We start from the raw sequence: 25,795 nt of genomic DNA, 5'->3' as shown, positions 1-25,795 counted from the left end.
TCGGCCTCCCGCCGCCCCCGCCCCGCTCGACGCCCAAAAGCCTGCTCTATCTCCTTTTTGAATCGCTGTTTCCAATGCGACGGCACCCCGGGCAGCAGCAGCCTTGCTCGATGCCGCATAGGGCTCTCCTCTCCTCAGGTGAGCCCCAGGTCAACCACGTTCACGCCTGCAAAAAGGCGGGCTATCGCCTGTTAGCTTTCCTTCATTACGAAAGGTAACAGGCCGCACGGCGGCTATCGGCCCACGCCGTATCGGGATACTGGACCGCCTGGCCGAGCGCCGCGTCCGTTCGTATGCGGTTGACGCCTAATTAGTGGAAGCCAATGACGCACCGAATATCGCTGTGACCGGTCCGCCTTCGCGGTGAGTGACCCCTTTGAGCCAGGTGGCAACAATCTGCGGATTGGCTTTGATCCATTGCTTGGCGACCCGCCGACGATTGGTGTTGCTTTCCTGCACCGCGCTCATCAGCTCACTGACCGACGCGATGGTGAACGTCATGTTGCTGAACAGCCTTGCAAGGTTCTGGCAGTCTTTAGAGAAGCCGCCGCGCGCCACTGTATTCACTTGTGCGGCACCGTAGTTGGGGCCGAAATAGGCGTCGCCGCCTGACAGGTAGGACAGACGAAAGCGTTTATTCATAGGGTGCGGCTCCCAGGCCAGGAATACCGCAAACTGGCCCAGGTGCTGGGCGCGCTCAACGTAATTGAGCATTTCGTTTTCATTGGACTCCACCAGGGTGAAACCCTTCAGGCCGAAAACATTGTCCTTGATCATGCCCTGCACCATCTTGTTGCCGCCGTTCCCGCGCTCGAGCCCATAGATTTTCCCGCCGAGCTCTTTTTCGAAACGCTGGATATCGGCGAAATCGTGCAGCCCGGCCTCGTAACCTGGCTGCAGTACGGCCAGGGTATAGCGCACGACAGGCAAATTCGTTTGCAGCTTTTCGATCAGCCCCGCGTCCAGATGCGGCTGGGCCAACGCGGCCTGCGCTGGCATCCAGTTGCCGAGGAACACATCTACCTTTCCCTCTGCCAAGCCAGCGTAGGTTTCTGGAAGCGATAGCCGCGCGACATGCGTGCGGTAGCCTAGCTCGCCGAGCAGAAGCCGCGTGACGGCTGTGGTCATGGTGATGTCGGTCCAGCCGACGTCGGACAACCGGACCTGCTCACAGCGCGCTGTTTCGGCAGCTTGCAGGTTCCCGGCGCAAGTCAGGGAAAGCGTGAGCATCCAGCCCATTAAACGTTTCATAAAGTCCACCTGCCTTCTGTGACGGTCTGATTCTGGGAATTAACCACCCAGCGATGGCTAACAGCCACGACTGAGCAAATACCAGACCACGGCCATGTGCGTAGCGTCTCATTCCTGACTCATGGGGCTCGGACCGCTGAAATAGTGGAAGGAAGCATTGAGATAACCGCGAAGGCTTTAAAGAAATGCGTCGGGCTTGCGACGGCTGCGTTCCGCGTCACTCGGCAGGCAGGTTCATGCTGACGCGGACGATGGGGTTAATCGGCGCAACAGGGGCAAATCAGCAGATTGGAGCGGGGCAATTGCGACATATCCATTGGCGCGAGGCCGGCGACTATGCCGCAATGTTCGTCTGGTCGGTCGGCTCGTTATCGTGCCGCTGGCAGGCCGTTGAAGAGACGTAGGCGAGGTAGCCAAGGATAATACCGATGGCGGCCCGCAAAAACAGGCGAGAAACGCAGCGCAGCGAAATACCAGTCAACGGCTCCGCGCTGCAGCGCGTTAGTCGCGAGCGACTTGCCGAGCCTGTGTTTACGCCCTGTCTTTTATCAGAAGGGCCAATGCAGGTAGTTCTTTCACCGACCTGTCAGGGCCACTGCATTGGTGTGCTTGGGGTCGTGGCCGATCAGCTGCAAGCTCTGCCCTTCCAGGGTCAGGCTATCGCCCTGCAGAACTTCCGGCACCAGGGTGCGCTGCGGCGCGCTGTCCTTGAGGATCGGGCCCCAGTACGCCAGTTTGGGCGCGCGGCTTTTTTCGATATGGGCGACGGTCTCCGCCGTCGCCAGCACCTTGGCCTCGGGGTAGGCGCGGGTCAGGGTATCGAGGCCGAAGTAAAAATCGGGATCGCCGTGGCTGATAAAAATGGTGGTCAGGGTTTTGCCGCTGGCCTGGATGCGTTCGACGAGCTCCTGGGCTTCGCGAGTGGAGAACTGCGCGTCGACCAAAATCGCGTCGCGCTCGCCGCTGATCAGCGTAGACGCGACTGGAAAAACGGCACTTTCGCCGGGGTTGTACACCTCGACGCTGAGCGGTTGCGCCAGGACGGCGCTGGCACCGGCGAGCAAAGCAGCACCGGCGAGAAGTTGGCGAACGATACGGGTTGGGAACATGAGAGCCTCCGTTTTTGAGTGACGGAGGGATATTAGTTGCTTTAAATGGCTCAAAAAGCCCCTTAATTCGCGCATATTTGTTGCGCATATCGAGCGAATAATGGATCGACTGACGGCAACCCGGGTATTTGTCGAAGTGGTGGACAGAGGCAGCCAAACAGCGGCTGCCGAGGCGCTGGAAATGTCGCGGGCGATGGTTTCGCGCTATCTCGCCGAACTGGAAAGCTGGGTCGGCGCGCGTCTGTTGCACCGCAGCACGCGCAAACTGAGCCTGACCGGCATCGGCGAGCAGCTATTGCCGCAGTGCAGGGAAATGCTCGCCGTAGCCGAAACCATGCAGGGCATCAGTTCGAGTAGCGATATCGCCCCACGTGGCAACCTGCGTATCGCCTGCAGCCAGTCATTCGCCCAGGCCTGGCTGGTGCACCAGCTCAACGCATTTATGGCTATGTATCCGCAGGTCGATTTCGATCTGCTGATCGACAGTCAAACGGTCAATCTGGTGGAAGCGCGGGTCGATCTGGCGTTGCGCATCACCAACCAGCTCGACCCCAATCTGATCGCCCGCCAGCTCGCCGTATGTCGTTCGGCGGTGTGCGCGACACCGAGCTATCTCAAGCGCCATGGCACGCCACAGCGGCCTACGGATCTGGCGCAGCACAATTGCCTGAGCTACGCCTATTTCGGCCGCAGCATCTGGGAGTTCCAACGCGCCGGCGAGCCCTTCGCCGTGGCCGTCAGGGGTAACCTCAGCGCCAACGAGTCCATGGTGCTGCTGGAGGCCACGCTGGCCGATGCGGGTATCAGTTTGCAGCCGCTTTACTCAGTTAGCGCGCTGCTGCGTTCCGGGGCACTGGTGCAGCTACTGCCCGAGTACGAACCGCAGGAACTGGGTATCCATGCGCTCTATGGCACACGCCGGCAAATGCCGCCAGCACTACGCGCCTTGCTGGATTTTCTGATCGAGCGGCTTGCTGAACAGCCGGACTGGGATCGCTGAGCGAGGCCGGGAAAATAATGCCGAGCCGGCTAAGCCTTAGCGGTCGATATAGCCAGTTGCGACCCTCTCATACTTGATCTTGCCAGCCCGAACGCATGCTCTTTCGCCTGGCCGCCGCGACTGACTACTATCGGACGACGTATCAATTCAGGACACTTCACTCATGCATCAGGCCACCGCACATCTACTGCAACGCTACTACGATGCCTTTAACGCCGGCGACATGGATACCTTTCTCTCGCTGCTGACGGACGATGTCATTCACGACATCAACCAGAGTGGACGTGAGGTCGGCAAGGCGGCCTTTGCGAAGTTCATGGAGCGCATGAACCGCAACTACCGGGAGACTATCGTGGACCTCTCCATCACCACGAATGAAGCCGGCGACCGAGCAGCGGTCGAGTTCACGGTCATCGGGGAATACCTGGCGACCGATGAAGGGCTGCCCGAAGCGAAGGGCCAGACTTACCGCCTTCCGGCTGGGGCTTTCTTCGTGATCAGAGACGGCCAAGTGGCGCGGGTCACCAACTACTACAACCTTGAAGACTGGATCGCTCAAGTTTCCGTGTAATGGCCAAGTTGATCTTCCGGCGCTTGTCTGGCGCAGCGCTTCATCGGTTCATCCCTGAACTGGCTCGGTTACGCATGCGCGTGTTCCGCGACTTTCCGTACCTGTATGACGGTGCCGCGGATTACGAGGCGCGCTATCTGCAAACCTACATCGAAGCACCGCACAGTGTGGTGGTGCTGGCATTCGATGGCGACAGGGTCGTAGGTGCGTCTACCGGGTTACCGATGTCCCATGAGACGGATGAAGTCCAGCAGCCCTTCCGCGAGGCGGATTACAACATTGATGAAATATTTTACTGCGGCGAATCCGTGTTACTGCCTGAATACCGCGGGCAGGGGGCGGGAGTGGCGTTTTTTGAACAACGTGAGCTGCATGCGCGCGCCATTGGCGGCATGAGGTATTCCTGCTTCTGTGGGGTGGAGCGGCCCGCTACCCATCCTGCTCGCCCTGCCGATTACCAGCCACTGGATGAGTTCTGGCGTCATCGTGGGTACAAAAAACACCCGGAGCTGACGACGCACTTCAGCTGGAAAGACCTTGGCGATGGGCGGGAGTCACTCAAACCCATGATCTTCTGGATGAAACATTTGCAATGAGCGCGTTTAAGCTGGCGACAGCCCAGTACGATATCGGTTTTTTTTCACACTGGGATGAGTTCGCTGAAAAACTGGAGACCTGGATCGCCAACGCCGCGCAGCAAGGCGCCAAACTGTTGGTGTTTCCCGAATACGGCAGCATGGAACTGGCCTCGCTGTTCGGCGAGGCGGTTTACAGCGACCTGCAGCAGCAGCTCCGTACGATGCAGACCTTGCTGCCGAAGTGGCACGAAATACACCAGACCCTTGCCAGCCGCTATGACGTCCTGATTCTGGCAAGCTCCTTCCCGACTGAATTGCAGGCTGGCCGTGTCGTAAACCGGGCAACCCTGTTTGGCCCGCAAGGAAAGCTAGGGCATCAGGACAAACTGATGATGACTCGCTTCGAGACTGAGCAATGGCGTATCAGTGGTGGCAACCACATTGAGGTAATCGATACCGAACTGGGCCGTATCGGCATCCTGATTTGCTATGACTCTGAGTTTCCTATGATTGCGAGCCAGCAGGTTGCAGCCGGAGCAGATTTGCTGCTGGTTCCCAGCTGCACCGATACCCAGGCGGGTTTCCATCGGGTACGTATCGGCTGCCAGGCCCGCGCGCTGGAACATCAATGCTATGTGGTCCAGGCGCCCACCGTCGGCCATGCCCCCTGGTCCGAAGCGGTTGACGTCAATACTGGCCGCGCCAGTGTCTACACGCCAGTCGATTACGGCTTTCCCGACGACGGCATCCTGGCGGAAGGCACGGACGACGAGCCCCGCTGGGTCTTTGCAACCGTCGACCTGCGCGAGATCGCCCGCATTCGCGCCGAGGGCCAAGTCTTCAACCATCGTGACTGGCCGAAGCAATTTGCATTGAAGGGGCCGGAGCGAGGGAAGCTCTAGTTATCGCGAACTGCAATGATGAGCAGGCCCCTGATCTCTATACGGGGGGAAAGGCGAAACGACTAACGTCCAGCCGGGAATTACAGACAGCAAAAAGGCGCCCTAAGGCGCCTTTTCGTTGTAGCTAAGCCGGAATCAAGCCTTGGCTTTCTTCGCAGCGCGGTTACGCTCGCCTTCGTCGAGGATCTTCTTGCGAAGACGGATCGACTTCGGGGTCACTTCGCACAGCTCGTCGTCCTGGATGAATTCCAGAGCCTGTTCCAGCGTGAAGCGGACCGGCGGAACCAGGGCGATGGTTTCGTCCTTGCCCGAAGCACGCATGTTGTCGAGCTTCTTGCCCTTGGTGGGGTTCACGCCCATGTCGTTGTCACGGCTGTTCAGGCCGACGATCTGGCCGTTGTAGATTTCCTGGCCATGCTCGACGAACAGCTTGCCGCGCGCCTGCAGAGTTTCCAGCGAATAGGTCAGCGCCTTGCCGGTTTCGACCGATACCAGTACGCCGTTCTGACGGCCGGACATGTGGCCGGACTTCATCACGTCGTAGCGGTCGAAGATCGAAGTCAGGATGCCTGCGCCGTTGGTCAGGGTCAGGAACTGGTTACGGAAACCGATCAGACCACGGGCCGGGATGTTGTACTCCAGGCGAACACGGCCCTTGCCATCCGGCACCATGTTGCTCAGGTCGCCCTTACGCAGGCCCATCTCTTCCATCACCTTGCCCTGCGCTTCTTCAGGGATGTCGATGGTGACGTTCTCGAACGGCTCATGCTTGGCGCCGTCGACTTCACGGATGATCACTTCTGGACGGCCCACGGCCATTTCGAAGCCTTCACGACGCATGGTTTCGATCAGCACCGACAGGTGCAACTCGCCGCGACCGGAGACTTTGAACTTGTCAGCCGAGTCGCCTTCTTCGACGCGCAGGGCCACGTTGTACAGCAGCTCCTTGTCCAGGCGCTCCTTGATGTTACGGCTGGTGACGAACTTGCCTTCCTTACCGCAGAACGGGGAATCGTTGACCTGGAAGGTCATGGATACGGTTGGCTCGTCAACGGTCAGCGGCTTCATGGCTTCGACGTGGTTCTGGTCGCACAGGGTGTCGGAGATGAACAGTTCATCCATACCGCTGATGCAGACGATGTCGCCAGCGGTGGCTTCGTCGACGTCGACGCGGTGCAGACCGTGGTGGCCCATCAGCTTGAGGATACGGCCGTTACGCTTCTTGCCATGCATGTCGATGGCAGTGACCGGGGTGTTCGGCTTGACGCGGCCACGGGCGATGCGGCCTACGCCGATGATGCCGAGGAAGCTGTTGTAGTCCAGCGCGGAGATCTGCATCTGGAACGGGCCATCGACATCGACCTGCGGGGCCGGTACGTGGTCGACGATGGCCTGATACAGCGGGGTCATGTCTTCGGCCATGTCGGTGTGGTCCAGACCGGCGATGCCGTTCAGGGCCGAGGCGTAGACGACCTGGAAGTCTAACTGCTCTTCGGTGGCGCCCAGGTTGTCGAACAGGTCGAAGATCTGATCCAGCACCCAGTCCGGACGCGCGCCCGGACGGTCGACCTTGTTGATCACCACGATCGGGCGCAGGCCGGCTTCGAAGGCCTTCTTGGTCACGAAGCGGGTTTGCGGCATCGGGCCGTCCTGGGCGTCGACCAGCAGCAGCACGGAGTCGACCATCGACATCACACGCTCTACTTCACCGCCGAAGTCGGCGTGGCCGGGGGTGTCGACGATGTTGATCCGGTATTCGTTCCAGCGAATGGCGGTGTTCTTGGCCAGGATGGTGATGCCGCGCTCTTTTTCCTGGTCGTTGGAGTCCATCACGCGCTCATCGTTGAGCTCGCCGCGCTCCAGGGTGCCGGACTGGCGCAGAAGCTTGTCGACCAGGGTGGTTTTGCCATGGTCAACGTGAGCGATGATGGCGATGTTACGTAGATTCTCGATCACAGTAGTGGTCTCGTAGTTGGGTCGGGCGGTGGAGCGGATGCGCTCAGCGCCCTACGCGAAAAATCGGTTTGATAAAAGCTGACAATTGACGAGGTGTCGCGGCCGTTACAGGCCGCGGTGCGGGTCGGGAGGGCGGTGACGGATACTGCCGCCATTCAGCCCGGGCATCTTATGCCGGACGATAAACGCGCACATTGATATGCCCCTCGCTCAACAAATGATGAGCATGCAGGCGGCTCATGACACCTTTATCGCAATACAGCAGGTACTGGCGATTCACGTCCAGCTCCTTGAAGCGGTTGTTGATCGCATAGAACGGCAACGTTTGCACTTCGATGCCATCCAGCTGCAGGGGTTCGTCCTCGGCTGCATCGGGATGACGGATGTCCAGCACCACCTGGCCTGCAGAAGCCTCGGCGACTTCTTCGACTTGCAGGTCCTGGGCCAGCTCGTCGATCACCCGGTCGATGGCGACTTGACGGGCGTTGGCCATGGCACGCTCGAGGACTGCCATGTCGAACTGTTTCTCTTCGTGTTCGATACGGTAGCGCTTGGCCTTGGTGGTCGGATTCTTCGAGATCACGCCACAATATTCGGGCATGTTCTTGGCGAACTCGGCCGTGCCGATTTCGAAAGCGGTGTCGATTATGTCCTGCTTGTGGCTCGCGATCAGCGGGCGCAGCACCAGCATGTCGGTGGCCGAATCGATCACTGACAGGTTCGGCAACGTCTGGCTCGACACCTGGGAAATCGCCTCGCCGGTCACCAGTGCATCGATGTGCAGACGCTCGGCAATCTCGGTCGAGGCGCGCAGCATCATGCGTTTGAGCACCACGCCCATCTGGCTGTTGTCGACCTTCTCGAGAATCTCGCCAACGACTTCTTCGAAGGGCACGCTGATAAACAGCACGCGATGCGAGCTGCCGTACTTCTTCCATAAATAGTGGGCGACTTCCATCACACCCAGCTCATGGGCACGACCGCCGAGGTTGAAGAAGCAGAAGTGCGTCATCAGTCCGCGGCGCATCATCTGGTAGGCGGCCACGGTGGAATCGAACCCACCGGACATCAACACCAGTGTTTGCTCCAACGCACCCAGCGGATAGCCGCCAATGCCGTCATGCTGGGCATGCACGATGAACAAGCGCTGGTCGCGGATCTCCATCCGCACTTCGATTTCCGGCGCTTTCAGCGAAATGCCGGCGGCGCCGCAGTGCACACGCAGCTCACTGCCGACATGACGCTCGACGTCCATCGAGCTGAACGGATGCTTGCCGGCACGCTTGCAGCGGACAGCGAATATCTTGCCGGCCAGCCGGTCGGCGAAGTGCGCCTTGCATTTGTCGACGATGTCGTCCAGACCCATCAGCGGGTACTCGTGCACTTCCAGGCAATGGGCGATACCCGGCGTGCAGCGGAGGCGCTCGATCATTTCCTTCAGCAACTTCGAATCGCTGAGCGCCGTTTCCACCTCGACGTTGTCCCACACCCCTTCCACCCGCAAGTCGGGATCGAGGTCGCGCAGCACGGTGCGGATATTCTTCGCCAACTGGCGAATGAACCCCTTTCGCACCGGCGGGCTCTTGATGGTGATTTCTGGGAATACTTTGACGATCAGTTTCATGGAAAACAGCGCAAGCGCCGGCAAGGCGTAAAAAGAGGGGGGCGGAGTATATCGGAAATTGATCAAGCTTTAGTCAGTTTTCTCAATCCCACACGAGTTGCACCAAAACAGGACGACGCCACTCCATATCGCACCACTATGGGGCGTAATAATTAGAATACGGCTGGCCAAACGCCCCAAGTTGTCAGGGAGCCGCCGTTTTCAGGCGTCCGGACCCATCACGGAGCACTGGCATGCAATTTGCTCCCTTGTGAGGCAGGTCGCCTTGACGGAGTATCCCCGCTCGGCTTCACCCCTAGATTTGGGAAGCTTTGTCTGCCAACGCTTCCACCACTTGGAGAGCACCATGTCGAAGTCGCTTCAACTGATCAAAGATTACGATGTGAAGTGGATTGATCTGCGCTTCACCGACACCAAAGGCAAGCAGCACCACGTGACCGTTCCGGCGCGTGACGCTCAGGACGAAGACTTCTTCGAGCACGGCAAAATGTTCGACGGCTCGTCCATTCATGGCTGGAAGGGCATCGAAGCCTCCGACATGATCCTGATGCCGGTCGATGAAACCGCCGTACTGGATCCGTTCACCGAAGAGCCGACCCTGATCCTGGTCTGCGATATCGTCGAGCCGAGCACCATGCAGGGCTACGACCGCGACCCTCGCTCGATCGCCAAGCGCGCCGAAGAATTCCTCAAGTCGACCGGTATCGGTGACACCGTATTCGTTGGTCCGGAGCCTGAGTTCTTCATCTTCGACGAAGTGAAGTTCAAGTCCGACATCTCCGGCTCGATGTTCAAGATTTTCTCCGAGCAAGGCTCCTGGAACACCGACGCTGACATCGAAGGCGGCAACAAGGGCCATCGTCCGGCCGTCAAAGGCGGTTACTTCCCTGTTCCGCCGTGCGACCACGACCACGAAATCCGTACCGCCATGTGCAACGCCATGGAAGAGATGGGCCTGGTCGTCGAAGTGCACCACCACGAAGTGGCCACTGCCGGCCAGAACGAAATCGGCGTCAAGTTCAACACGCTGGTTAACAAGGCTGACGAAGTTCAGACCCTGAAGTACTGCGTACACAACGTCGCCGATGCCTACGGCAAGACCGCGACCTTCATGCCGAAGCCGCTGTACGGCGACAACGGTTCGGGTATGCACGTACACATGTCCATCTCCAAGGATGGCAAGAACACCTTCGCAGGCGAAGGCTACGCCGGCCTGTCCGATACCGCCCTGTATTTCATCGGCGGCATCATCAAGCACGGCAAGGCGCTGAACGGCTTCACCAACCCGTCGACCAACTCCTACAAGCGTCTGGTTCCGGGCTTCGAAGCACCGGTGATGCTGGCCTACTCGGCCCGCAACCGCTCCGCCTCGATCCGTATCCCGTACGTATCCAGCCCGAAAGCCCGCCGTATCGAAGCGCGCTTCCCGGACCCGGCTGCCAACCCCTACCTGTGCTTCGCCGCACTGCTGATGGCTGGCCTGGACGGCATCCAGAACAAGATTCACCCTGGCGATGCAGCTGACAAGAACCTGTACGATCTGCCGCCGGAAGAAGGCAAGCTGATCCCGCAGGTGTGCGGCAGCCTGAAGGAAGCTCTGGAAGAGCTGGACAAGGGCCGTGCGTTCCTGACCAAGGGCGGCGTGTTCTCCGACGACTTCATTGACGCCTACCTCGAGCTCAAGAGCGAGGAAGAAATCAAGGTCCGCACCTTCGTGCACCCGCTGGAATACGACCTGTACTACAGCGTCTAAGCCAGTCCGCATGATAGAAAAGGCCTCCTTCGGGAGGCCTTTTTTATATCTACGCTATCGCAGGGCAGGACAACATGCGTTTGCGCTGCGACCGGCGGGCATCGATCGCAAATCGCAACGTTGGCACTTGCCTGTCCACCAACACAGTGCAAGGCTTCCCGCATTCACTCCGCGGAGCTTCCCATGCGCATCGCATTGTTCAGCCTGCTCGTACTGCTAACGGCCCCGGCCATGGCGCAGATCTACAAATACACAGACGACAAGGGCAACACGGTCTTCACCAACCAGCCACCGGAAGGCGTGACGGCGGAGACCATCGATCTGCCGCCTGCCAATACCGTGGACATCAAGGTGCCGAACGCACCGCCACCCTTACCCGAAGAGCAGAACGGCACGGACCGACAGCAGGCCTACCGCAGCCTGTCCATCGGCGGCATACCGGACGAGCAGGCGCTGCGGGCGAACAACGGCACCTTCGTGGTCAATGCTCAACTCGATCCACCACTGCGCAGGAATCATCGGATCCGCTTTCTGCTCGATGGCGAGCCCCAGGGAGAACCGAGCAGCAATACGTCGCTGCAGCTGACCAACGTCGATCGCGGCACCCATGTCATCGAAGCCGAAGTGCTGAGCGGCGGACAGGTGATTCAGCGTGCCCAGGAGCAGTTCACCGTGCAGCGGGTCAACACCTCCAGCCCCGCGTTGCGACCCAAACCGACAGTTCCGCCGAAACCCAAACCGACACCCACCCCCAAACCGAAACCTGCGTCTTGAACGTCAGTCATCGAATATTCGCGGCCGCCCTGCTGGCCTGCGCCCTGCCTGCTGTCGCCGAGATCTACAGCTATACGGACGAACAGGGCAACCGCGTGTTCACCGATCGCCCCGGCGGGCGGTCGGTCGAGTCGGTGAAACCTGGGCCGACCAACCGCATGCCCGCAGTCGAAACGCACCGTCCGCAAGCACCAGAGCCGGCGCCGACGGTCGACACTGCGAAGCACCACTACAGCCTGCTCGAGATCCTTGCGCCGCAACCAGACGCCACGATTCGCGACAATGCCGGCGGCCTGCTGGTCAAGGTCGCCAGCACGCCTGGGTTGTTGCCGGGCCACCGCTACCGCCTGCTGATGGACGGCTACGCCGCCGGCCTGGCCGATGGCGGCTCGCAGTTCGTTTTGCAGAACATCGATCGCGGCACCCACCAGCTCACTGTGGAAGTGATCGATGAGAACGGCCAGCCCCTGCAGAGCAGCCTACCGCGCACCTTTCATATGATGCGCACCTCGCTGGCCCAGCGACGCATGGTCAATCCCTGCAAGAAGGACGATTACGGCGTCCGCCCCGAATGCCCGCTGAAGGATAAACCCAAGGAAAAGAAAGATATTCCCTTCGTGCCCTTTCTGTGACCATGCTATGCACCTGAATGGTGCATAAGCCGGACCGATCCGATCCGCTTCACTCGTTTTTCACGACGCCCCGCTCTGGAGCGCTAGCGCGCACGCCGCCGCGCCGAAAAAGAGCGCCTTGGTTTGCTTCTTGCATTTCCCGTCTTACCCATCGGATGCAGACAGCCATGATCAACGAAGCCCTACAGCGCCTGCTGATCGAGAACCTGACCACCGCGACGCTGCTGCTTAACTCGCGCTTGCGGCTGGAATATATGAATCCGGCTGCAGAGATGCTGCTCGCCGTGAGCGGCCAGCGTAGCCACGGCCAGTTCATCAGCGAGCTTTTCACCGAATCAGCCGAAGCGCTGGCCGCGCTGCGCCAGGCCGTGGAACAGGCACATCCGTTTACCAAGCGCGAAGCGACGCTGACCTCAACCAATGGCCAGACACTGACCGTCGATTACGCCGTCACGCCGATACTGACCCGCCAGGAAACCATGCTGCTGCTGGAGGTGCTGCCCCGCGATCGCTTGCTGCGCATCACCAAGGAAGAAGCGCAGTTGTCCGCTCACGAAACCACCAAGCTGCTGGTGCGCGGCCTTGCTCATGAGATCAAGAATCCGCTAGGCGGCATCCGCGGCGCCGCACAGCTGCTATCGCGAGAGCTGCCCGAAGAGCATCTCAAGGACTACACCGGGGTGATCATCGAGGAAGCCGACCGCTTGCGGAACCTGGTCGATCGGATGCTCGGCTCGAACAAGCTGCCCTCCCTGTCAATGACGAACATCCACGAAGTGCTCGAGCATGTGGCCAGCCTGATCGAGGCTGAAAGCCAGGGAAGCCTCATTTTGGTGCGCGACTATGATCCGAGCATCCCCGAAGTGTTGCTCGACCGCGAACAGATGATCCAGGCCGTGCTCAACATCATGCGTAACGCCATGCAAGCACTGGCCGGACAGTGCGAGCTGGGCCTCGGTCGCCTGACCTTGCGCACCCGCACCCTGCGCCAGTTCACCATCGGACACGTCCGGCATCGTCTGGTCGCGCGTCTCGAAATCATCGACAACGGTCCGGGAATCCCGGCCGAACTGCAGAACACCCTCTTTTATCCGATGGTCAGTGGCCGTCCGGACGGAACCGGACTTGGCTTGGCCATCACCCAGAACATCATCAGTCAGCATCAGGGCCTGATCGAATGCGAAAGCCATCCCGGCCACACCGCATTCTCGATCTTCCTGCCGCTGGAACAAGGAGCCTCTTCCCTATGAGCCGAAGCGAAAACGTCTGGATCGTCGATGACGACCGCTCCATCCGCTGGGTACTGGAAAAGGCGCTGCAGCAGGAAGGCATGGCCACGCAGAGCTTCGACAGCGCCGACAGCGTGCTCGCCCGCCTGGCGCGGCAACAACCGGACGTGATCATCTCCGACATCCGCATGCCCGGCACCAGCGGCCTGGACCTGCTCAAGCAGATCCGCGAACTACACCCGCGCCTGCCGGTGATCATCATGACCGCGCATTCAGACCTCGACAGCGCGGTGGCGTCCTACCAGGGTGGCGCCTTTGAATATCTGCCCAAGCCGTTCGACGTCGACGACGCCGTGTCGCTGGTCAAGCGGGCCAACCAGCATGCGCAGGAACAGCAGCATCTGCAGGAGCCGACCAACCAGCACCAGACGCCGGAAATCATCGGCGAGGCGCCGGCGATGCAAGAAGTCTTTCGCGCCATCGGCCGCCTCAGCCATTCCAACATCACCGTGCTGATCAATGGCGAGTCCGGCACCGGCAAGGAGTTGGTGGCGCACGCCCTGCACCGCCACAGTCCGCGTGCGGCATCGCCGTTCATCGCGTTGAACATGGCGGCTATCCCCAAGGACCTGATGGAATCCGAGCTGTTCGGCCACGAGAAAGGCGCCTTCACCGGCGCGGCCAACCAGCGCCGCGGGCGTTTCGAGCAGGCCGATGGCGGCACCCTGTTCCTCGACGAGATCGGTGATATGCCGGCCGACACCCAGACCCGTCTGCTGCGGGTCCTGGCCGACGGTGAGTTCTATCGCGTCGGTGGTCATACGCCGGTCAAGGTCGATGTCCGGATCATCGCCGCCACCCACCAGGACCTGGAAACCCTGGTGCAGGCCGGCAAGTTCCGCGAAGACCTGTTCCATCGCCTGAACGTCATCCGCATTCACATCCCGCGTCTGTCCGATCGGCGCGAAGATATCCCCGCGCTGGCCCGGCATTTCCTCGCCAGCGCCGCGCAGGAGCTTTCCGTCGAGACCAAGCTGCTCAAGCAGGAAACCGAGGACTACCTGAAAAACCTGCCCTGGCCGGGCAACGTTCGCCAGTTGGAGAACACCTGCCGTTGGATCACGGTGATGGCCTCTGGGCGCGAAGTGCATGTCAGCGACCTGCCGCCCGAGCTGCTCAACCAGCCCGCCGACGCCCTGCCGGCGAACAACTGGGAGCAGGCGCTGCACCAGTGGGCCGACCTGGCGTTGGCGCGCGGCCGATCGAACCTGCTCGATGAAGCGGTACCGGCTTTCGAGCGGATCATGATCGAGACCGCCCTCAAGCACACTGCCGGGCGCCGTCGCGATGCGGCGCTGCTGCTCGGCTGGGGGCGCAATACCTTGACGCGCAAGATCAAGGAGCTGGGCATGGGCGTGGAGGGAGCCGACGACGACGAAGGCGAGGACAACTGACCGCCGGTGCGCCGAGGGTCGCACTCAACGCGGTGCGACTCGCACCTTCAATAGCCAATCGCCGTCCCGCTTCTCGGCGTCCCACTCGGCTGCCAGCGGCCGGGTCGCCACGAAGTGCAGCAGCAATCCCTTCTCGGTCGTTTGCAGGCGCCAACCAATGTTCGTGCCGCCCGGATCAAGCCGTCCACTACCGTCGCGGCCCTGTGCCTGAAACAACATACCGACCGCGCCATCGACATCCTGGCTGTACAGCTCCGGCTCACGATCGAACCAGAGCTGCAAACCATCGGTGGCTGGCTCGACACGCAGTAGCTGCACCGGACCGGGTGCGGTGACCCGACCGATCATGGCACCCACGAGCAACCCGATCAGCACCAGCGAGCCAAAAAAGCGCCGACGCAGGCGAGGTAGCGGATCGCGCCGCGCAGGGGCGCCTGCCGCAGGGTCGCCTGCCGCAGTAGAATGCCGGTCGTTTTCAGAGTCGGTGACGCGCATGTTCCATGTAATCCTTTTTCAGCCGGAGATACCGCCGAATACCGGCAACATTATCAGGCTCTGTGCCAATGCCGGCTGCAGCCTACACCTGATCGAGCCGCTGGGCTTCGAGCTGGACGACAAGCGTCTGCGCCGCGCGGGCCTGGACTATCACGAATATGCGCCGCTCAAACGTCATTCCGACCTCGACAGCTGCCTGGCAAGCCTCAACCAGCCGCGACTGTTCGCGTTCACCACAAAAGGTTCACAACCCTTCCATCAGGTGCAGTTCCATCGCGGCGATGCCTTTCTCTTCGGCCCGGAAAGCCGCGGCCTGCCAGCGGAGATTCGCGACGCATTACCAAACGAGCAGCGCCTGCGCCTACCGATGCGGCCGAACAGCCGCAGCCTGAATCTGTCCAACACCGTCGCCGTCGCGGTATACGAGGCCTGGCGACAGCTGGATTTTGCGCTCGAGTGAAGCGCCGTCTGGCTGAAACCCACCATCCGCACGACAGCCGGCCAGCTCAGGGCACGTCATAGCCAGACACCTCGCCGCCACGTATCGGCGGCAGGCGCGCAAACATACGACGCGAGGCAGGCGGCGCTCGACCCGATGACCCGCCTTCGGGCCGGCCGGGTTTCGGTCTATTCGGCTGGCAGGCCGAGTGTCGGTTGAAATGCGCGGCAGCGTCCCCCATATCAAGCGCATTCGGGCATTCATCGCCCCGCTGCGTGGAGATTTTCCCTTGACCACCATCGTTTCAGTACGCCGCAACGGCAAAGTCGTCATGGGCGGCGACGGCCAGGTTTCCCTCGGCAATACCGTCATGAAAGGCAATGCCAAAAAAGTCCGGCGCCTGTATCACGGCCAGGTACTGGCTGGTTTCGCCGGCGCCACCGCCGATGCCTTCACTCTTTTCGAACGCTTCGAAGGCCAACTGGAAAAACACCAGGGCCATCTCGTGCGTGCCGCCGTCGAGCTGGCCAAGGACTGGCGCACCGACCGTTCGTTGAGCCGCCTGGAAGCCATGCTGGCCGTGGCCAACAAGGACGCTTCGCTGATCATCACCGGCAACGGTGACGTGGTCCAGCCGGAAAACGACTTGATCGCCATGGGCTCCGGCGGAGGTTTCGCCCAGGCCGCCGCCATGGCCCTGATGCAAAAAGGCGGCGATGACATGTCCGCACAGGACATCGCCGAAACCGCGCTGAACATTGCCGGCACCATCTGCGTCTTCACCAACCAGAATCTGACCATCGAGGAACTGGACAGCGCGATCTGACAGGTCGATGAAAAACTACCTGCGTTGGCAATCCTTCGTTAAAAACAGGCTCGGAATGCTCATTTAAACCACTAAACTCCACTTCCTCGCCTGTTTTTGCCTCGACTTGCCGGCCTCGCCTACGTTTTTCAAACGGCCTGTTTGTATCCTGCCCAGCTTCGGGAGTAACGAAAAAATGTCCATGACGCCCCGCGAGATCGTCCACGAACTCAATCGCCATATCATCGGCCAGGACGACGCCAAGCGTGCCGTTGCCATCGCCCTGCGCAACCGCTGGCGGCGCATGCAGCTGTCCGCCGAGCTGCGCCCGGAAGTCACCCCCAAGAACATCCTGATGATCGGCCCGACTGGCGTCGGCAAGACCGAAATCGCCCGTCGCCTGGCCAAACTGGCCAATGCGCCGTTTATCAAGGTGGAAGCGACCAAGTTCACCGAAGTCGGCTATGTCGGCCGTGACGTCGAATCGATCATCCGCGACCTGGCCGATGCTGCGCTGAAGATGATGCGCGAGCAGGAAGTCGGCAAGATGCGTCATCGCGCCGAGGATGCCGCCGAGGAGCGCATCCTCGACGCCCTGCTACCGCAGGCGCGCCCCACCGGCTTCAGCGAAGAGCCGGTGCACAGCAACGATTCCAACACGCGCCAGCTGTTCCGCAAGCGTCTGCGCGAAGGCCAGTTGGACGACAAGGAGATTGACATCGAGGTCGCGGATAACCCGGGCGGCGTGGAAATCATGGCACCGCCCGGCATGGAAGAGATGACCAGCCAGCTGCAGAACCTGTTCTCCAACATGGGCAAGGGCAAGAAGAAGAGCCGCAAACTGAAGATCAAGGACGCGCTCAAGCTGGTCCGTGACGAGGAAGCGGCACGGCTGGTCAATGAGGAAGAGCTCAAGGCCCGCGCCCTCGAAGCGGTGGAGCAGAACGGCATCGTCTTCATCGACGAGATCGACAAGGTCGCCAAGCGCGGCAATACCGGCGGCGCCGACGTGTCCCGCGAAGGCGTTCAACGCGACTTGCTGCCGCTGATCGAAGGCAGCACGGTCAACACCAAGCTGGGCATGGTCAAGACCGACCACATCCTGTTCATCGCCAGTGGTGCTTTCCATCTGTCCAAGCCCAGCGACCTGGTGCCCGAACTGCAGGGCCGCCTGCCGATCCGCGTCGAGCTCAAGGCCCTGTCGCCGCAGGACTTCGAGCGGATTCTGACCGAGCCGCACGCCTCGCTCACTGAGCAGTACCGCGAGCTGCTGAAGACCGAAGGGCTGGGCATCGAATTCGCAGAGGACGGCATCAAGCGTCTGGCCGAGATCGCCTGGCAGGTCAACGAGAAGACCGAGAACATCGGTGCACGCCGGTTGCACACCTTGCTCGAGCGGCTGCTTGAAGAGGTTTCGTTCAGCGCCGGCGACCTGGCCGGCCAGCAGAACGGCGAGCCGATCCGCATCGACACCGCCTACGTCAACAGCCATCTCGGCGAACTGGCCGAAGACGAAGACCTGTCGCGCTACATTCTCTAAACGCAAGCACGCGGCCGACACTGGGCACCATGAGCGCCCGGCGTCGGCACCCGGAGTACCCGATGCGCATCCCTACCGCGATCAAGCTGCACAAGATGTCGAAAACGCTGGAGCTGGAGTATGGCGCCGAACAGCGCTACGTCCTGCCCGCCGAATTTCTACGGGTGCACTCGCCGTCCGCCGAGGTGCAGGGCCATGGCAATCCGATCCTACAGACGGGCAAGATCAATGTCGCGCTCGAGGGTATCGAGCCGGCCGGGCAGTACGCATTGAAACTGACCTTCAGCGACGGCCACGACAGCGGACTCTATACCTGGGATTACCTGCATTACCTGGCCAGCAACCAGCAACAGCTGTGGGATGAGTATCTCGAGGCGCTGGCCAAAGCCGGCAAGTCGCGCGATCCTGACATTTCCCCCGTCAAGCTGATGCTCTAGCAGCGCCGCCTCGACGAGCGGGCCCCGGGCGAGGCGGCATCGGCTTTCCGCCCAACGGCAGTCCCATGGCGGAGCACGCGGGTGGCGGTACGGTCGAAGATTGCGTATCGACGGATCATCCACCACGAGCTGCCGGGAGCGCGATCGCCATGCACGCCAGCAGTGTCATCCATCACCGCCTGGACCTCGACGGTATCGAGGTGTTCTACCGGGCCGCCGGGCCGCAAGGCGCGCCCGTGGTGCTGCTGCCCCACGGCTATCCTTGCTCGTCCTATGAGTTCAGGGCTTACATGCCGCTGCTTGCCGACCGCTGGCGGCTGGTCGCGCCGGACTTCCCGGGCTGCGGCTACAGCGCGACCCCGGAAGGATTCTCCTACGACTTCGACGGTTACGCCGACTTCCTCGCACGCTTTATCCAGCGCCTGGGCATCGAGCGTTTCGCGCTTTACCTGCACGACTTCGGCTCGCAGATCGGCCTGCGCCTGGCGATTGCCGAGCCGCAGCGCATCGCCGCGTTGATCCTGCAGAATGGTGATATCTACGAAGATCAGCTAGGCCCGAAATATGCCGCGCTGCAGCAGTTCTTCGCCAATCCGACGCCGCAGGCCCGCGCAGGGCTGGCGGAGGCCGTCAGCCTGAAAGGGTTCGAGGAAGAATTCCTCAACGAGGTGGATCCCGCGACGGCATTGCGCATCCCGCCCGACCTCTGGCACCTGCACTGGGCGCTGATGACGCCTCGTCGCCACGAAATCGCAACGCAAGTGATCGCGGGGCTCAAGGACAACCTTGCCTGGTTTCCCCGCTACCAGGCCTATCTGCGCGAGCATCAGCCGCCCACCCTGATCGTCTGGGGTCCTCGCGACGGTTATATGCCGCAGGGCTCGGCGAAAGCCTACCTGCGTGACCTGCCGGACGCCGAGCTGCATCTGTTCGACGACGGCGGCCACTGGCTCCTGGAAACCCATCTGGAGCAGGTCGCCCAGCTGTCCAGAGACTTCCTGGGGCGGGTGCATAGCCAGCCGTGACCTTGTTGGCAGTGATGTCGATGCACCTTCCTTGGCGGCTAGCGGATGGCGATACACCCGGGTCAATCACGGCGCCTGCCCCATCCGCCCCCCGCAACGCGCCGGATGGTGTCGACGGAAGCAATCTCCGCGAGATCCTACGGCGCGGATTCTTGCCGACCAGCGCTTTTGTCGCGCTTCGGCTTTTGTCGGCTTTCGGCCTTTTAGGTTTAGAATGCCGGCACATTCTTCCGGTGACAGTGACATGACCGATCCCCGCAAAGAGCGTGACGCAGAGCCCACCACCCACTTCGGCTACAAGAACGTGCCGGAGAGCGAAAAAGCGCAGAAGGTGGCCGAGGTGTTTCATTCTGTGGCCGCCAAGTACGACCTGATGAACGACCTGATGTCCGCCGGCGTGCATCGCCTCTGGAAGCGTTTCACCATCGAGCTGTCCGGCGTACGCCACGGCAACCGCGTGCTGGACATCGCCGGCGGTACCGGCGACCTGACGCGTCAGTTCTCGCGCATCGTCGGGCCGACCGGCGAAGTGGTGCTGGCCGACATCAATGCCTCGATGCTCAAGGTCGGCCGTGACCGGCTGCTCGACAAGGGCGTGGCGGGCAACGTGAAGTTCGTCCAGGCCGATGCCGAGAAGCTGCCCTTCCCGGATAACCATTTCGACGTGGTGACCATCGCCTTCGGCCTGCGCAACGTGACGCACAAGGAAGACGCCATCGCCTCCATGCTGCGCGTGCTCAAGCCCGGCGGCCGGTTGCTGGTGCTGGAGTTTTCCAAGCCGACCAACCCGATGCTCTCCAAGGCCTACGATGCTTATTCGTTCAGCCTGCTGCCAATGATGGGCAAGCTGATCACCAACGATTCCGAGAGCTACCGTTACCTCGCCGAGTCGATCCGTATGCATCCGGACCAGGAAACCCTGAAGGGCATGATGGCCGACGCCGGTTTCGAGCGCGTCACCTACCACAACATGACCGGCGGCATCGTCGCCCTGCATCGCGGCATCAAGCCCTGATGCTGCGCGCAGCCCTCCTGGCCGGCGCCGAGCGCGGGATAAACCGCGTGCTGCGCCTGGATCCGACGGCGTTGCCACGCTTGGCCAAACTCAGCGGGCAGATCATCGAAGTCGACTGTATCGCGCCTGACTGGCGGCTGTTCATCCTCGCCGATGCCGAAGGGCTGAGACTCGCCGAAGACTGGGGCATCGAGCCGGACTGCCGCTTGCGTGCCTCGGCCGCGAGCCTGATGCGCCTGGCCACCAGCCGCAACAAGACCGCCATCCTGCACGGGCCGGACGTCGAGATCGAAGGTGACAGCGCGCCGTTGATGAATCTCGCCGACGTATTGCAGGACCTGGAGCTGGACTGGGAGTACGAAGTCTCGCGCTGGCTTGGACCGGTCGCTGCTCAGCTGCTCGGCAGCGGTGTCCGTGGCCAGGCCGCCTGGGCACGGCAGAGCGCGCACAGCCTGCGCCAGGACCTGGCGGACTACCTCAGCGAAGAATCACGGGCCCTGGTCGGCATCGCCGAGGCCGAAACACGCTTCGTCGAACTCGATCGTCTCAAGCTCGACCTCGACCGACTCGAAGCCCGAGTCGAACGGCTCAACCAATCTTTGAAACCAGACCAACCCGAATGAAGCTGTTCGCCGCCGCCCGCCGCCTGTTTCGCATCTTGCTGGTGGTGATCCGCTACCGCCTGGATGACATCATCCTCGATCTGCCGATGCCCTGGTGGCTGCGTGCGACCAGCTACCTGCTGCCCTGGCGCTGGCTGCCACGCCGGCGTACCGTGCTGTCCCGTGGCGCGCGCCTGCGCCTGGCCCTGGAAGGCCTCGGCCCGATCTTCATCAAGTTCGGCCAGATCCTCTCGACGCGACGCGACCTGCTGCCGCCAGATATCGCCGAGGAACTGGCGATGCTCCAGGACCGCGTACCGCCCTTCGACTCGGCCGTCGCCACGGCCTTGATCGAGCGCCAGCTGGGTGCACCGGTGGGGCAGATCTTCGCCCGCTTTGACAGCAAGCCGCTGGCGTCCGCCTCGGTGGCCCAGGTCCACGCCGCCAGGCTGCGCAGCGGCGAAGAGGTGGTGGTCAAGGTGGTGCGACCCAACCTGCGCCCGGTGATCAGCCAGGACATCGCCTGGCTGTTCCTGCTGGCCAAGACCGCCCAGCGCGCGTCCACCGAAGCCCGCCGGCTGCACCTGGTGGAAGTAGTCGAGGACTACGCCAAGACCATCTATGACGAGCTCGACCTGCTGCGCGAAGCCGCCAACGCCAGCCAGCTCAAGCGCAACTTCCAAGATTCGCCGCTGCTCTACGTGCCCCAGGTCCATTGGGATTACTGCCGGCCCCAGGTGCTAGTGATGGAACGCATCTACGGCGTGCCGGTGACCGACATGGCGCGGCTGGCCGAACAGCGCACCGACATGAAACAGCTGGCCGAGCGTGGCGTGGAGATTTTCTTCACCCAGGTCTTTCGCGACAGCTTCTTCCATGCCGACATGCACCCCGGCAACATTTTCGTCAGTACCCATCAACCCTGGAATCCGCAGTACATCGCCGTAGATTTCGGCATCGTCGGCAGCCTGACGCCCGAAGACCAGGACTACTTGGCGCGCAACCTGATGGCCTTTTTCAGGCGCGACTACCGCAAGGTTGCGCAACTGCACATCGACTCGGGCTGGGTGCCGGCGGAAACCAAGGTGAACGAGTTCGAGGCGGCGATTCGCACCGTCTGCGAGCCGATCTTCGAGAAGCCACTGAAGGACATTTCCTTCGGCCAGTTGCTGGTGCGCCTGTTCCAGGTCGCGCGGCGCTTCAACATGGAGGTCCAGCCTCAATTGGTGCTGCTGCAGAAGACGCTGCTCAACATCGAGGGGCTCGGCCGAGAACTGTATCCCGAGCTCGATCTCTGGGCCACCGGACAGCCTTACTTGGAGCGCTGGATGCGCGAGCGCATGAGCCCCAAGCAGTTGCTGAAGAACGCTCAGGCGCAGATCGAGCAGCTGCCGCACCTGGCCGGCATGACCCGCGAGCTGCTCGAACGCATGTCCAACCCCCACGCGAACAACCCGCCGCCGCCGTGGCACGAGCATCATCGGAACTGGCCGTTGCGCCTCGTCGGTGCCGTGCTGCTGGGTGGCGGTGCCACCCTGGCCGCCACGGCCGACAGTATTACCGCCGTCACCACCTGGCCGGCCTGGGTGATGCTGAGCGCCGGCATCTACATCGTGGTGCGCCGATAGCCAGCAGTCGGTGAGGCTGGCACACTTGGCGCATTGAGCGGAGAATTCGATGAACTGGCTGGACGACATACACTGGAACGAAGACGGCCTGGTACCGGCCATCGCCCAGGACCATCGGACCGGGCGCATCCTGATGATGGCCTGGATGAATCGCGAAGCACTGGCCCTGACCGCAGCGGAACACCGCGCCATCTACTGGTCACGTTCGCGTGGCAAGCTGTGGCGCAAGGGCGAGGAGTCCGGCCATGTGCAGAAGCTGCATGAGTTGCGCCTGGACTGTGACGCCGACGTGATCGTGCTGATGGTCGAGCAGGTGGGCGGCATCGCCTGCCATACCGGCCGCGAAAGCTGCTTCTACCGGGTCTTCGAGAACGACGAATGGAAAACCGTCGAGCCGGTCCTCAAGGACCCGGGCGCGATCTATGCGGAGCACACACATGAGTGACACCTTCGCCCGTCTGGCCGAGGTGCTGGAAGCCCGCAAGGGCGCCGCTGCGGACAGCTCCTATGTGGCCAGCCTGTATCACAAGGGCCTGAACAAGATCCTCGAGAAAGTCGGCGAGGAGTCGGTGGAAACCATCCTGGCCGCCAAGGACGCCGCCGTCAGTGGCGACGCCAGCGATCTGATCTACGAAACCGCCGACCTGTGGTTTCATAGTCTGGTGATGCTGGCCGCACTTGACCAGCACCCGCAGGCGGTACTGGACGAACTGGACCGACGTTTCGGCCTCTCCGGGCACGCGGAAAAAGCCGCGCGCCCACAATCCTGACATTCAACTGGAGTAACGCAGCATGGGTTTTGGTGGAATCAGCGTCTGGCAACTCCTGATCATTCTGCTCATCGTGGTCATGCTCTTCGGTACCAAGCGCCTCAAGGGCCTGGGCTCTGACCTTGGCGATGCGATCAAGGGCTTCCGCAAGTCCATGGGCACCGATGAGGAAAAGCCCAGCGTCGAAGAGAAGCAGAATCACACCATCGATGCCGAGGCCCGCAAGGTCGAAGATCCAACGAAGAAGAACTGAGGCGCCATGTTCGATATCGGCTTCACTGAACTGCTGCTGATCGGCCTGGTCGCGCTGTTCGTGCTCGGCCCGGAACGCTTGCCGGGTGCCGTACGCACTGCCGGGCTTTGGATCGGCCGGGCCAAGCGCAGCTTTGCCAACATCAAGTCCGAGGTCGAGCGCGAAATTGGCGCCGACGAGATTCGCCGTCAGCTGCATAACGAGCGCATCCTCGACCTCGAGCGGGAAATGAAGCAGAGCATCATGCCCAGCTCACCGACCGCCAGCGGCAGCGCCTCTCCGCAGTCCGCCACGCCTGCACCGGAGGCGGGCACGCTCGATGTGCCGGCGCCCAGCGAAGCCAAACCCGCCGAAACGGCCCCCGTACCCCGCCCGGACAGACCCGCTGAGCCATGAGCAATAACTCCATCGATGATCAGGAAATGCCGCTGGTTGCCCACCTGACGGAACTGCGCAAGCGCCTGCTGCGCTGCGTGGTGGCGATCCTGTTGCTGTTCGGCGGGCTGTTCTATTTCTCCCAGCAGATCTATGCGCTGGTGGCAGCCCCGCTGCGCGCCTATCTGCCGGAAGGTGCCACGATGATCGCCACTGGAGTGGCCTCGCCATTCCTGACGCCGTTCAAGCTGACCATGATGGTGGCGCTGTTCCTGTCGATGCCGGTGATCCTGCATCAGATCTGGAGCTTCATCGCACCGGGGTTGTACAAGCATGAAAAGCGGGTGGCGGTGCCGCTGCTGATCTCCAGCATCTTCCTGTTCTACGGCGGCATGGCCTTCGCCTACTTCGTGGTGTTCCCGATCATGTTCGGTTTCTTTGCCAGCGTGACGCCCGAAGGCGTGGCGATGATGACCGACATCGGCCAGTACCTCGATTTCGTCCTGACGCTGTTTTTCGCCTTCGGTGTGGCCTTCGAGATCCCGGTGGCGACCTTCCTGTTGATCTGGGTGGGCATCGTCGACGTCGCCACGCTGCGCAAGAGTCGGCCCTATGTGGTGGTTGGTTGTTTCGTGGTTGGCATGGTCCTTACCCCGCCAGACGTGTTTTCCCAGGCACTGTTGGCCGTGCCGATGTGGCTGCTGTTCGAAGCCGGACTGATCTGCGGCAGCATGGTCAAGAAGCGCGAAGAGGAATTCCGCGGGGATGCTGACGACAGCCAGGTGCATAGCGGTGACCAGCCACCCGCGCCCCGCCCGTGAATCTGTTGCTGCTGGAGGCGGCCGATTTTGTGGCCGCCAACCGCGTGGTCCTGCGTGATCGCCGCCTCAAACACATCCAGGACGTGCACCGTGCCGTGGCGGGCGAAAGCCTGCGTGTCGGCCTGCTAGGCGGTGAGATGGGCCAGGGTCGGCTGCTGCGACTGAGCACCGACGAAGCCGAGCTGGACGTCGAGCTGAACCAACCACCTCCGGCCAAGCTGCCGGTCACCCTGCTGCTGGCGCTGCCCCGGCCGAAGATGCTCCGCCGAGTGCTGCAGACCGTCGCTTGCATGGGCGTGCCACGACTGGTGCTGCTCAACAGTTACCGGGTGGAAAAGAGCTTCTGGCAGACTCCGTTCCTCGAACCGGCGGCGATTCGCGAACAACTGCTGCTCGGTCTGGAACAGGCACGTGACACAGTGCTGCCCGAGGTAAGCATCGAGAAGCGCTTCAAACCCTTCGTCGAAGATCGTCTGCCGCAGCTGGCCGCTGGCACTCGCGGGCTGGTCGGTCATCCAGGCGACTATCCGGACTGTCCGCGCGCCATCTCCGACTCGGTGACGCTGGCGATCGGACCGGAAGGTGGCTGGATTCCTTACGAAGTCGACAAACTCACCGAGGCAGGGCTACAGCCGGTCCAACTGGGCGAGCGAATCCTGCGCGTGGAAACCGCCGTCAGCGCGTTGCTGGCGCGTCTGTTCTGATCGCGGCCCGGCACTTCAGACCGGCTGCCACCATGCGACCGATGAACGTAATG

Annotated in this window: 27 protein-coding genes and 1 pseudogene; 23 read left to right on the top strand and 5 right to left on the bottom strand. The window is 61.7% G+C overall.

Translation table 11 applies throughout. The features are described 5' to 3' along the window. Positions 1 to 306: 306 nt before the first annotated feature. Both UF78_RS01455 and UF78_RS01450 read right to left on the bottom strand, forming a co-directional pair. Positions 307 to 1,251 carry a glycine betaine ABC transporter substrate-binding protein gene (locus UF78_RS01455; protein ID WP_045160252.1) on the bottom strand — a complete coding sequence of 315 codons (945 nt, stop codon included), beginning with the start codon at positions 1,249 to 1,251 and terminating at the stop codon, positions 307 to 309. A gap of 602 nt (positions 1,252 to 1,853) precedes the next feature. Next, a pseudogene (locus tag UF78_RS01450) lies at positions 1,854 to 2,360 on the bottom strand (MBL fold metallo-hydrolase); the annotation flags it as partial. 100 nt (positions 2,361 to 2,460) lie between these two features. Between UF78_RS01450 and UF78_RS01445 the strand changes: the two are divergent. The 4 genes from UF78_RS01445 to UF78_RS01430 all read left to right on the top strand — a co-directional run bounded on the left by UF78_RS01445 (position 2,461) and on the right by UF78_RS01430 (position 5,411). Then, the gene (locus tag UF78_RS01445) at positions 2,461 to 3,360 is read left to right on the top strand and encodes a LysR family transcriptional regulator (protein ID WP_045160246.1); all 900 of its coding nucleotides are present in this window, start codon (positions 2,461 to 2,463) and stop codon (positions 3,358 to 3,360) included. A gap of 163 nt (positions 3,361 to 3,523) precedes the next feature. Next, positions 3,524 to 3,931, top strand: coding sequence for a ketosteroid isomerase-related protein (locus tag UF78_RS01440; protein ID WP_045160245.1), 408 nt, complete (start codon positions 3,524 to 3,526; stop codon positions 3,929 to 3,931). Next, the gene (locus tag UF78_RS01435) at positions 3,931 to 4,527 is read left to right on the top strand and encodes a GNAT family N-acetyltransferase (protein WP_045160244.1); all 597 of its coding nucleotides are present in this window, start codon (positions 3,931 to 3,933) and stop codon (positions 4,525 to 4,527) included. The genes UF78_RS01440 and UF78_RS01435 overlap by 1 nt, the downstream gene beginning before the upstream one ends. Then, positions 4,524 to 5,411, top strand: coding sequence for a carbon-nitrogen hydrolase family protein (locus UF78_RS01430; RefSeq protein ID WP_045160242.1), 888 nt, complete (start codon positions 4,524 to 4,526; stop codon positions 5,409 to 5,411). Before UF78_RS01435 ends, UF78_RS01430 begins: the two co-directional genes overlap by 4 nt. A gap of 135 nt (positions 5,412 to 5,546) precedes the next feature. On the opposite strand, the gene typA is transcribed toward UF78_RS01430, so the two are convergent. After that, complete coding sequence (typA, locus tag UF78_RS01425; protein WP_045160241.1) at positions 5,547 to 7,367, bottom strand: translational GTPase TypA; 1,821 nt, start codon at positions 7,365 to 7,367, stop codon at positions 5,547 to 5,549. A 169-nt stretch (positions 7,368 to 7,536) separates the two neighbouring features. Then, positions 7,537 to 8,991 (bottom strand): tRNA uracil 4-sulfurtransferase ThiI, encoded by a 1,455-nt coding sequence (gene thiI / locus UF78_RS01420; RefSeq protein ID WP_045160240.1) that lies wholly within the window; start codon positions 8,989 to 8,991, stop codon positions 7,537 to 7,539. 346 nt (positions 8,992 to 9,337) lie between these two features. On the opposite strand from thiI, the gene glnA reads away from it, so the two are divergent. The 5 genes from glnA (at position 9,338) to ntrC (ending at position 14,833) form a co-directional block, all read left to right on the top strand. Beyond that, positions 9,338 to 10,744, top strand: a complete 1,407-nt coding sequence (gene glnA, locus UF78_RS01415) for a glutamate--ammonia ligase (protein ID WP_045160239.1) — start codon at positions 9,338 to 9,340, stop codon at positions 10,742 to 10,744. A 183-nt stretch (positions 10,745 to 10,927) separates the two neighbouring features. After that, on the top strand, positions 10,928 to 11,518 hold the full coding sequence (locus tag UF78_RS01410; RefSeq protein ID WP_045160238.1) for a DUF4124 domain-containing protein: 591 nt from the start codon (positions 10,928 to 10,930) through the stop codon (positions 11,516 to 11,518). Further along, positions 11,515 to 12,150 carry a DUF4124 domain-containing protein gene (locus tag UF78_RS01405; RefSeq protein WP_045160236.1) on the top strand — a complete coding sequence of 212 codons (636 nt, stop codon included), beginning with the start codon at positions 11,515 to 11,517 and terminating at the stop codon, positions 12,148 to 12,150. Before UF78_RS01410 ends, UF78_RS01405 begins: the two co-directional genes overlap by 4 nt. A 167-nt stretch (positions 12,151 to 12,317) precedes the next feature. Beyond that, positions 12,318 to 13,400 (top strand): nitrogen regulation protein NR(II), encoded by a 1,083-nt coding sequence (gene glnL, locus UF78_RS01400; RefSeq protein WP_045160235.1) that lies wholly within the window; start codon positions 12,318 to 12,320, stop codon positions 13,398 to 13,400. Beyond that, positions 13,397 to 14,833 (top strand): nitrogen regulation protein NR(I), encoded by a 1,437-nt coding sequence (gene ntrC / locus UF78_RS01395; protein WP_045160234.1) that lies wholly within the window; start codon positions 13,397 to 13,399, stop codon positions 14,831 to 14,833. Before glnL ends, ntrC begins: the two co-directional genes overlap by 4 nt. Before the next feature lie 24 nt (positions 14,834 to 14,857). Here the strand turns inward: ntrC and UF78_RS01390 are convergent, their stop codons facing one another. After that, positions 14,858 to 15,328, bottom strand: a complete 471-nt coding sequence (locus tag UF78_RS01390) for a hypothetical protein (RefSeq protein ID WP_045160233.1) — start codon at positions 15,326 to 15,328, stop codon at positions 14,858 to 14,860. Here UF78_RS01390 and trmL point away from each other — a divergent pair. From trmL to UF78_RS01320, 14 genes are all read left to right on the top strand, one after another. After that, complete coding sequence (gene trmL / locus UF78_RS01385) at positions 15,327 to 15,788, top strand: tRNA (uridine(34)/cytosine(34)/5-carboxymethylaminomethyluridine(34)-2'-O)-methyltransferase TrmL (RefSeq protein WP_045160232.1); 462 nt, start codon at positions 15,327 to 15,329, stop codon at positions 15,786 to 15,788. The genes UF78_RS01390 and trmL overlap by 2 nt on opposite strands. 268 nt (positions 15,789 to 16,056) lie before the next feature. Beyond that, complete coding sequence (gene hslV, locus UF78_RS01380) at positions 16,057 to 16,593, top strand: ATP-dependent protease subunit HslV (protein ID WP_045160342.1); 537 nt, start codon at positions 16,057 to 16,059, stop codon at positions 16,591 to 16,593. Between the two features lie 175 nt (positions 16,594 to 16,768). Continuing rightward, positions 16,769 to 18,112 carry an ATP-dependent protease ATPase subunit HslU gene (gene hslU / locus UF78_RS01375; protein WP_045160231.1) on the top strand — a complete coding sequence of 448 codons (1,344 nt, stop codon included), beginning with the start codon at positions 16,769 to 16,771 and terminating at the stop codon, positions 18,110 to 18,112. 62 nt (positions 18,113 to 18,174) lie between these two features. Next, complete coding sequence (locus UF78_RS01370) at positions 18,175 to 18,549, top strand: gamma-butyrobetaine hydroxylase-like domain-containing protein (RefSeq protein ID WP_045160230.1); 375 nt, start codon at positions 18,175 to 18,177, stop codon at positions 18,547 to 18,549. A 149-nt stretch (positions 18,550 to 18,698) separates the two neighbouring features. After that, positions 18,699 to 19,574 carry an alpha/beta fold hydrolase gene (locus UF78_RS01365; protein ID WP_045160341.1) on the top strand — a complete coding sequence of 292 codons (876 nt, stop codon included), beginning with the start codon at positions 18,699 to 18,701 and terminating at the stop codon, positions 19,572 to 19,574. 244 nt (positions 19,575 to 19,818) lie between these two features. Further along, complete coding sequence (gene ubiE, locus UF78_RS01360) at positions 19,819 to 20,589, top strand: bifunctional demethylmenaquinone methyltransferase/2-methoxy-6-polyprenyl-1,4-benzoquinol methylase UbiE (protein ID WP_045160229.1); 771 nt, start codon at positions 19,819 to 19,821, stop codon at positions 20,587 to 20,589. After that, positions 20,589 to 21,212: a ubiquinone biosynthesis accessory factor UbiJ gene (locus UF78_RS01355; protein WP_045160228.1), complete on the top strand. Its 624-nt coding sequence runs from the start codon at positions 20,589 to 20,591 to the stop codon at positions 21,210 to 21,212. Before ubiE ends, UF78_RS01355 begins: the two co-directional genes overlap by 1 nt. After that, on the top strand, positions 21,209 to 22,819 hold the full coding sequence (gene ubiB / locus UF78_RS01350) for a ubiquinone biosynthesis regulatory protein kinase UbiB (protein WP_045160227.1): 1,611 nt from the start codon (positions 21,209 to 21,211) through the stop codon (positions 22,817 to 22,819). The genes UF78_RS01355 and ubiB overlap by 4 nt, the downstream gene beginning before the upstream one ends. Before the next feature lie 49 nt (positions 22,820 to 22,868). Beyond that, the gene (hisI, locus tag UF78_RS01345; protein WP_045160226.1) at positions 22,869 to 23,264 is read left to right on the top strand and encodes a phosphoribosyl-AMP cyclohydrolase; all 396 of its coding nucleotides are present in this window, start codon (positions 22,869 to 22,871) and stop codon (positions 23,262 to 23,264) included. Then, positions 23,257 to 23,589, top strand: a complete 333-nt coding sequence (locus UF78_RS01340) for a phosphoribosyl-ATP diphosphatase (RefSeq protein ID WP_045160225.1) — start codon at positions 23,257 to 23,259, stop codon at positions 23,587 to 23,589. The genes hisI and UF78_RS01340 overlap by 8 nt, the downstream gene beginning before the upstream one ends. A gap of 22 nt (positions 23,590 to 23,611) precedes the next feature. Next, on the top strand, positions 23,612 to 23,842 hold the full coding sequence (tatA, locus tag UF78_RS01335) for a twin-arginine translocase TatA/TatE family subunit (protein WP_045160224.1): 231 nt from the start codon (positions 23,612 to 23,614) through the stop codon (positions 23,840 to 23,842). A 6-nt stretch (positions 23,843 to 23,848) separates the two neighbouring features. Continuing rightward, on the top strand, positions 23,849 to 24,238 hold the full coding sequence (gene tatB / locus UF78_RS01330; protein ID WP_045160223.1) for a Sec-independent protein translocase protein TatB: 390 nt from the start codon (positions 23,849 to 23,851) through the stop codon (positions 24,236 to 24,238). Continuing rightward, entirely contained in the window at positions 24,235 to 25,038 is an 804-nt protein-coding gene (gene tatC, locus UF78_RS01325) for a twin-arginine translocase subunit TatC (RefSeq protein ID WP_045160222.1), read from the top strand. Before tatB ends, tatC begins: the two co-directional genes overlap by 4 nt. Beyond that, positions 25,035 to 25,742 carry a 16S rRNA (uracil(1498)-N(3))-methyltransferase gene (locus UF78_RS01320; RefSeq protein WP_045160221.1) on the top strand — a complete coding sequence of 236 codons (708 nt, stop codon included), beginning with the start codon at positions 25,035 to 25,037 and terminating at the stop codon, positions 25,740 to 25,742. Before tatC ends, UF78_RS01320 begins: the two co-directional genes overlap by 4 nt. Positions 25,743 to 25,795: the final 53 nt, after the last annotated feature.

The sequence above is a fragment of the Stutzerimonas stutzeri genome (assembly GCF_000952685.1).
GTDB lineage: Bacteria > Pseudomonadota > Gammaproteobacteria > Pseudomonadales > Pseudomonadaceae > Stutzerimonas > Stutzerimonas stutzeri_E.
Note: the sequence above shows the minus strand (reverse complement) of the source record. Positions and strands in the feature narration are given on the sequence as shown.

What these genes read in the sequence shown, in the direction of transcription:
- trmL (WP_045160232.1), top strand. Translation starts at nt 15,327, where the DNA reads ATGTTCCATGTAATCCTTTTTCAGCCGGAGATACCGCCGAATACCGGC.
- thiI (WP_045160240.1), bottom strand. Translation starts at nt 8,991, where the DNA reads ATGAAACTGATCGTCAAAGTATTCCCAGAAATCACCATCAAGAGCCCG.
- UF78_RS01340 (WP_045160225.1), top strand. Translation starts at nt 23,257, where the DNA reads ATGAGTGACACCTTCGCCCGTCTGGCCGAGGTGCTGGAAGCCCGCAAG.
- UF78_RS01430 (WP_045160242.1), top strand. Translation starts at nt 4,524, where the DNA reads ATGAGCGCGTTTAAGCTGGCGACAGCCCAGTACGATATCGGTTTTTTT.
- UF78_RS01435 (WP_045160244.1), top strand. Translation starts at nt 3,931, where the DNA reads ATGGCCAAGTTGATCTTCCGGCGCTTGTCTGGCGCAGCGCTTCATCGG.
- ubiE (WP_045160229.1), top strand. Translation starts at nt 19,819, where the DNA reads ATGACCGATCCCCGCAAAGAGCGTGACGCAGAGCCCACCACCCACTTC.
- UF78_RS01440 (WP_045160245.1), top strand. Translation starts at nt 3,524, where the DNA reads ATGCATCAGGCCACCGCACATCTACTGCAACGCTACTACGATGCCTTT.
- UF78_RS01365 (WP_045160341.1), top strand. Translation starts at nt 18,699, where the DNA reads ATGCACGCCAGCAGTGTCATCCATCACCGCCTGGACCTCGACGGTATC.
- tatA (WP_045160224.1), top strand. Translation starts at nt 23,612, where the DNA reads ATGGGTTTTGGTGGAATCAGCGTCTGGCAACTCCTGATCATTCTGCTC.
- tatB (WP_045160223.1), top strand. Translation starts at nt 23,849, where the DNA reads ATGTTCGATATCGGCTTCACTGAACTGCTGCTGATCGGCCTGGTCGCG.
- UF78_RS01445 (WP_045160246.1), top strand. Translation starts at nt 2,461, where the DNA reads ATGGATCGACTGACGGCAACCCGGGTATTTGTCGAAGTGGTGGACAGA.
- ubiB (WP_045160227.1), top strand. Translation starts at nt 21,209, where the DNA reads ATGAAGCTGTTCGCCGCCGCCCGCCGCCTGTTTCGCATCTTGCTGGTG.
- glnL (WP_045160235.1), top strand. Translation starts at nt 12,318, where the DNA reads ATGATCAACGAAGCCCTACAGCGCCTGCTGATCGAGAACCTGACCACC.
- hslU (WP_045160231.1), top strand. Translation starts at nt 16,769, where the DNA reads ATGTCCATGACGCCCCGCGAGATCGTCCACGAACTCAATCGCCATATC.
- UF78_RS01455 (WP_045160252.1), bottom strand. Translation starts at nt 1,251, where the DNA reads ATGAAACGTTTAATGGGCTGGATGCTCACGCTTTCCCTGACTTGCGCC.
- glnA (WP_045160239.1), top strand. Translation starts at nt 9,338, where the DNA reads ATGTCGAAGTCGCTTCAACTGATCAAAGATTACGATGTGAAGTGGATT.
- UF78_RS01410 (WP_045160238.1), top strand. Translation starts at nt 10,928, where the DNA reads ATGCGCATCGCATTGTTCAGCCTGCTCGTACTGCTAACGGCCCCGGCC.
- UF78_RS01390 (WP_045160233.1), bottom strand. Translation starts at nt 15,328, where the DNA reads ATGCGCGTCACCGACTCTGAAAACGACCGGCATTCTACTGCGGCAGGC.
- UF78_RS01370 (WP_045160230.1), top strand. Translation starts at nt 18,175, where the DNA reads ATGCGCATCCCTACCGCGATCAAGCTGCACAAGATGTCGAAAACGCTG.
- hisI (WP_045160226.1), top strand. Translation starts at nt 22,869, where the DNA reads ATGAACTGGCTGGACGACATACACTGGAACGAAGACGGCCTGGTACCG.
- UF78_RS01355 (WP_045160228.1), top strand. Translation starts at nt 20,589, where the DNA reads ATGCTGCGCGCAGCCCTCCTGGCCGGCGCCGAGCGCGGGATAAACCGC.
- tatC (WP_045160222.1), top strand. Translation starts at nt 24,235, where the DNA reads ATGAGCAATAACTCCATCGATGATCAGGAAATGCCGCTGGTTGCCCAC.
- ntrC (WP_045160234.1), top strand. Translation starts at nt 13,397, where the DNA reads ATGAGCCGAAGCGAAAACGTCTGGATCGTCGATGACGACCGCTCCATC.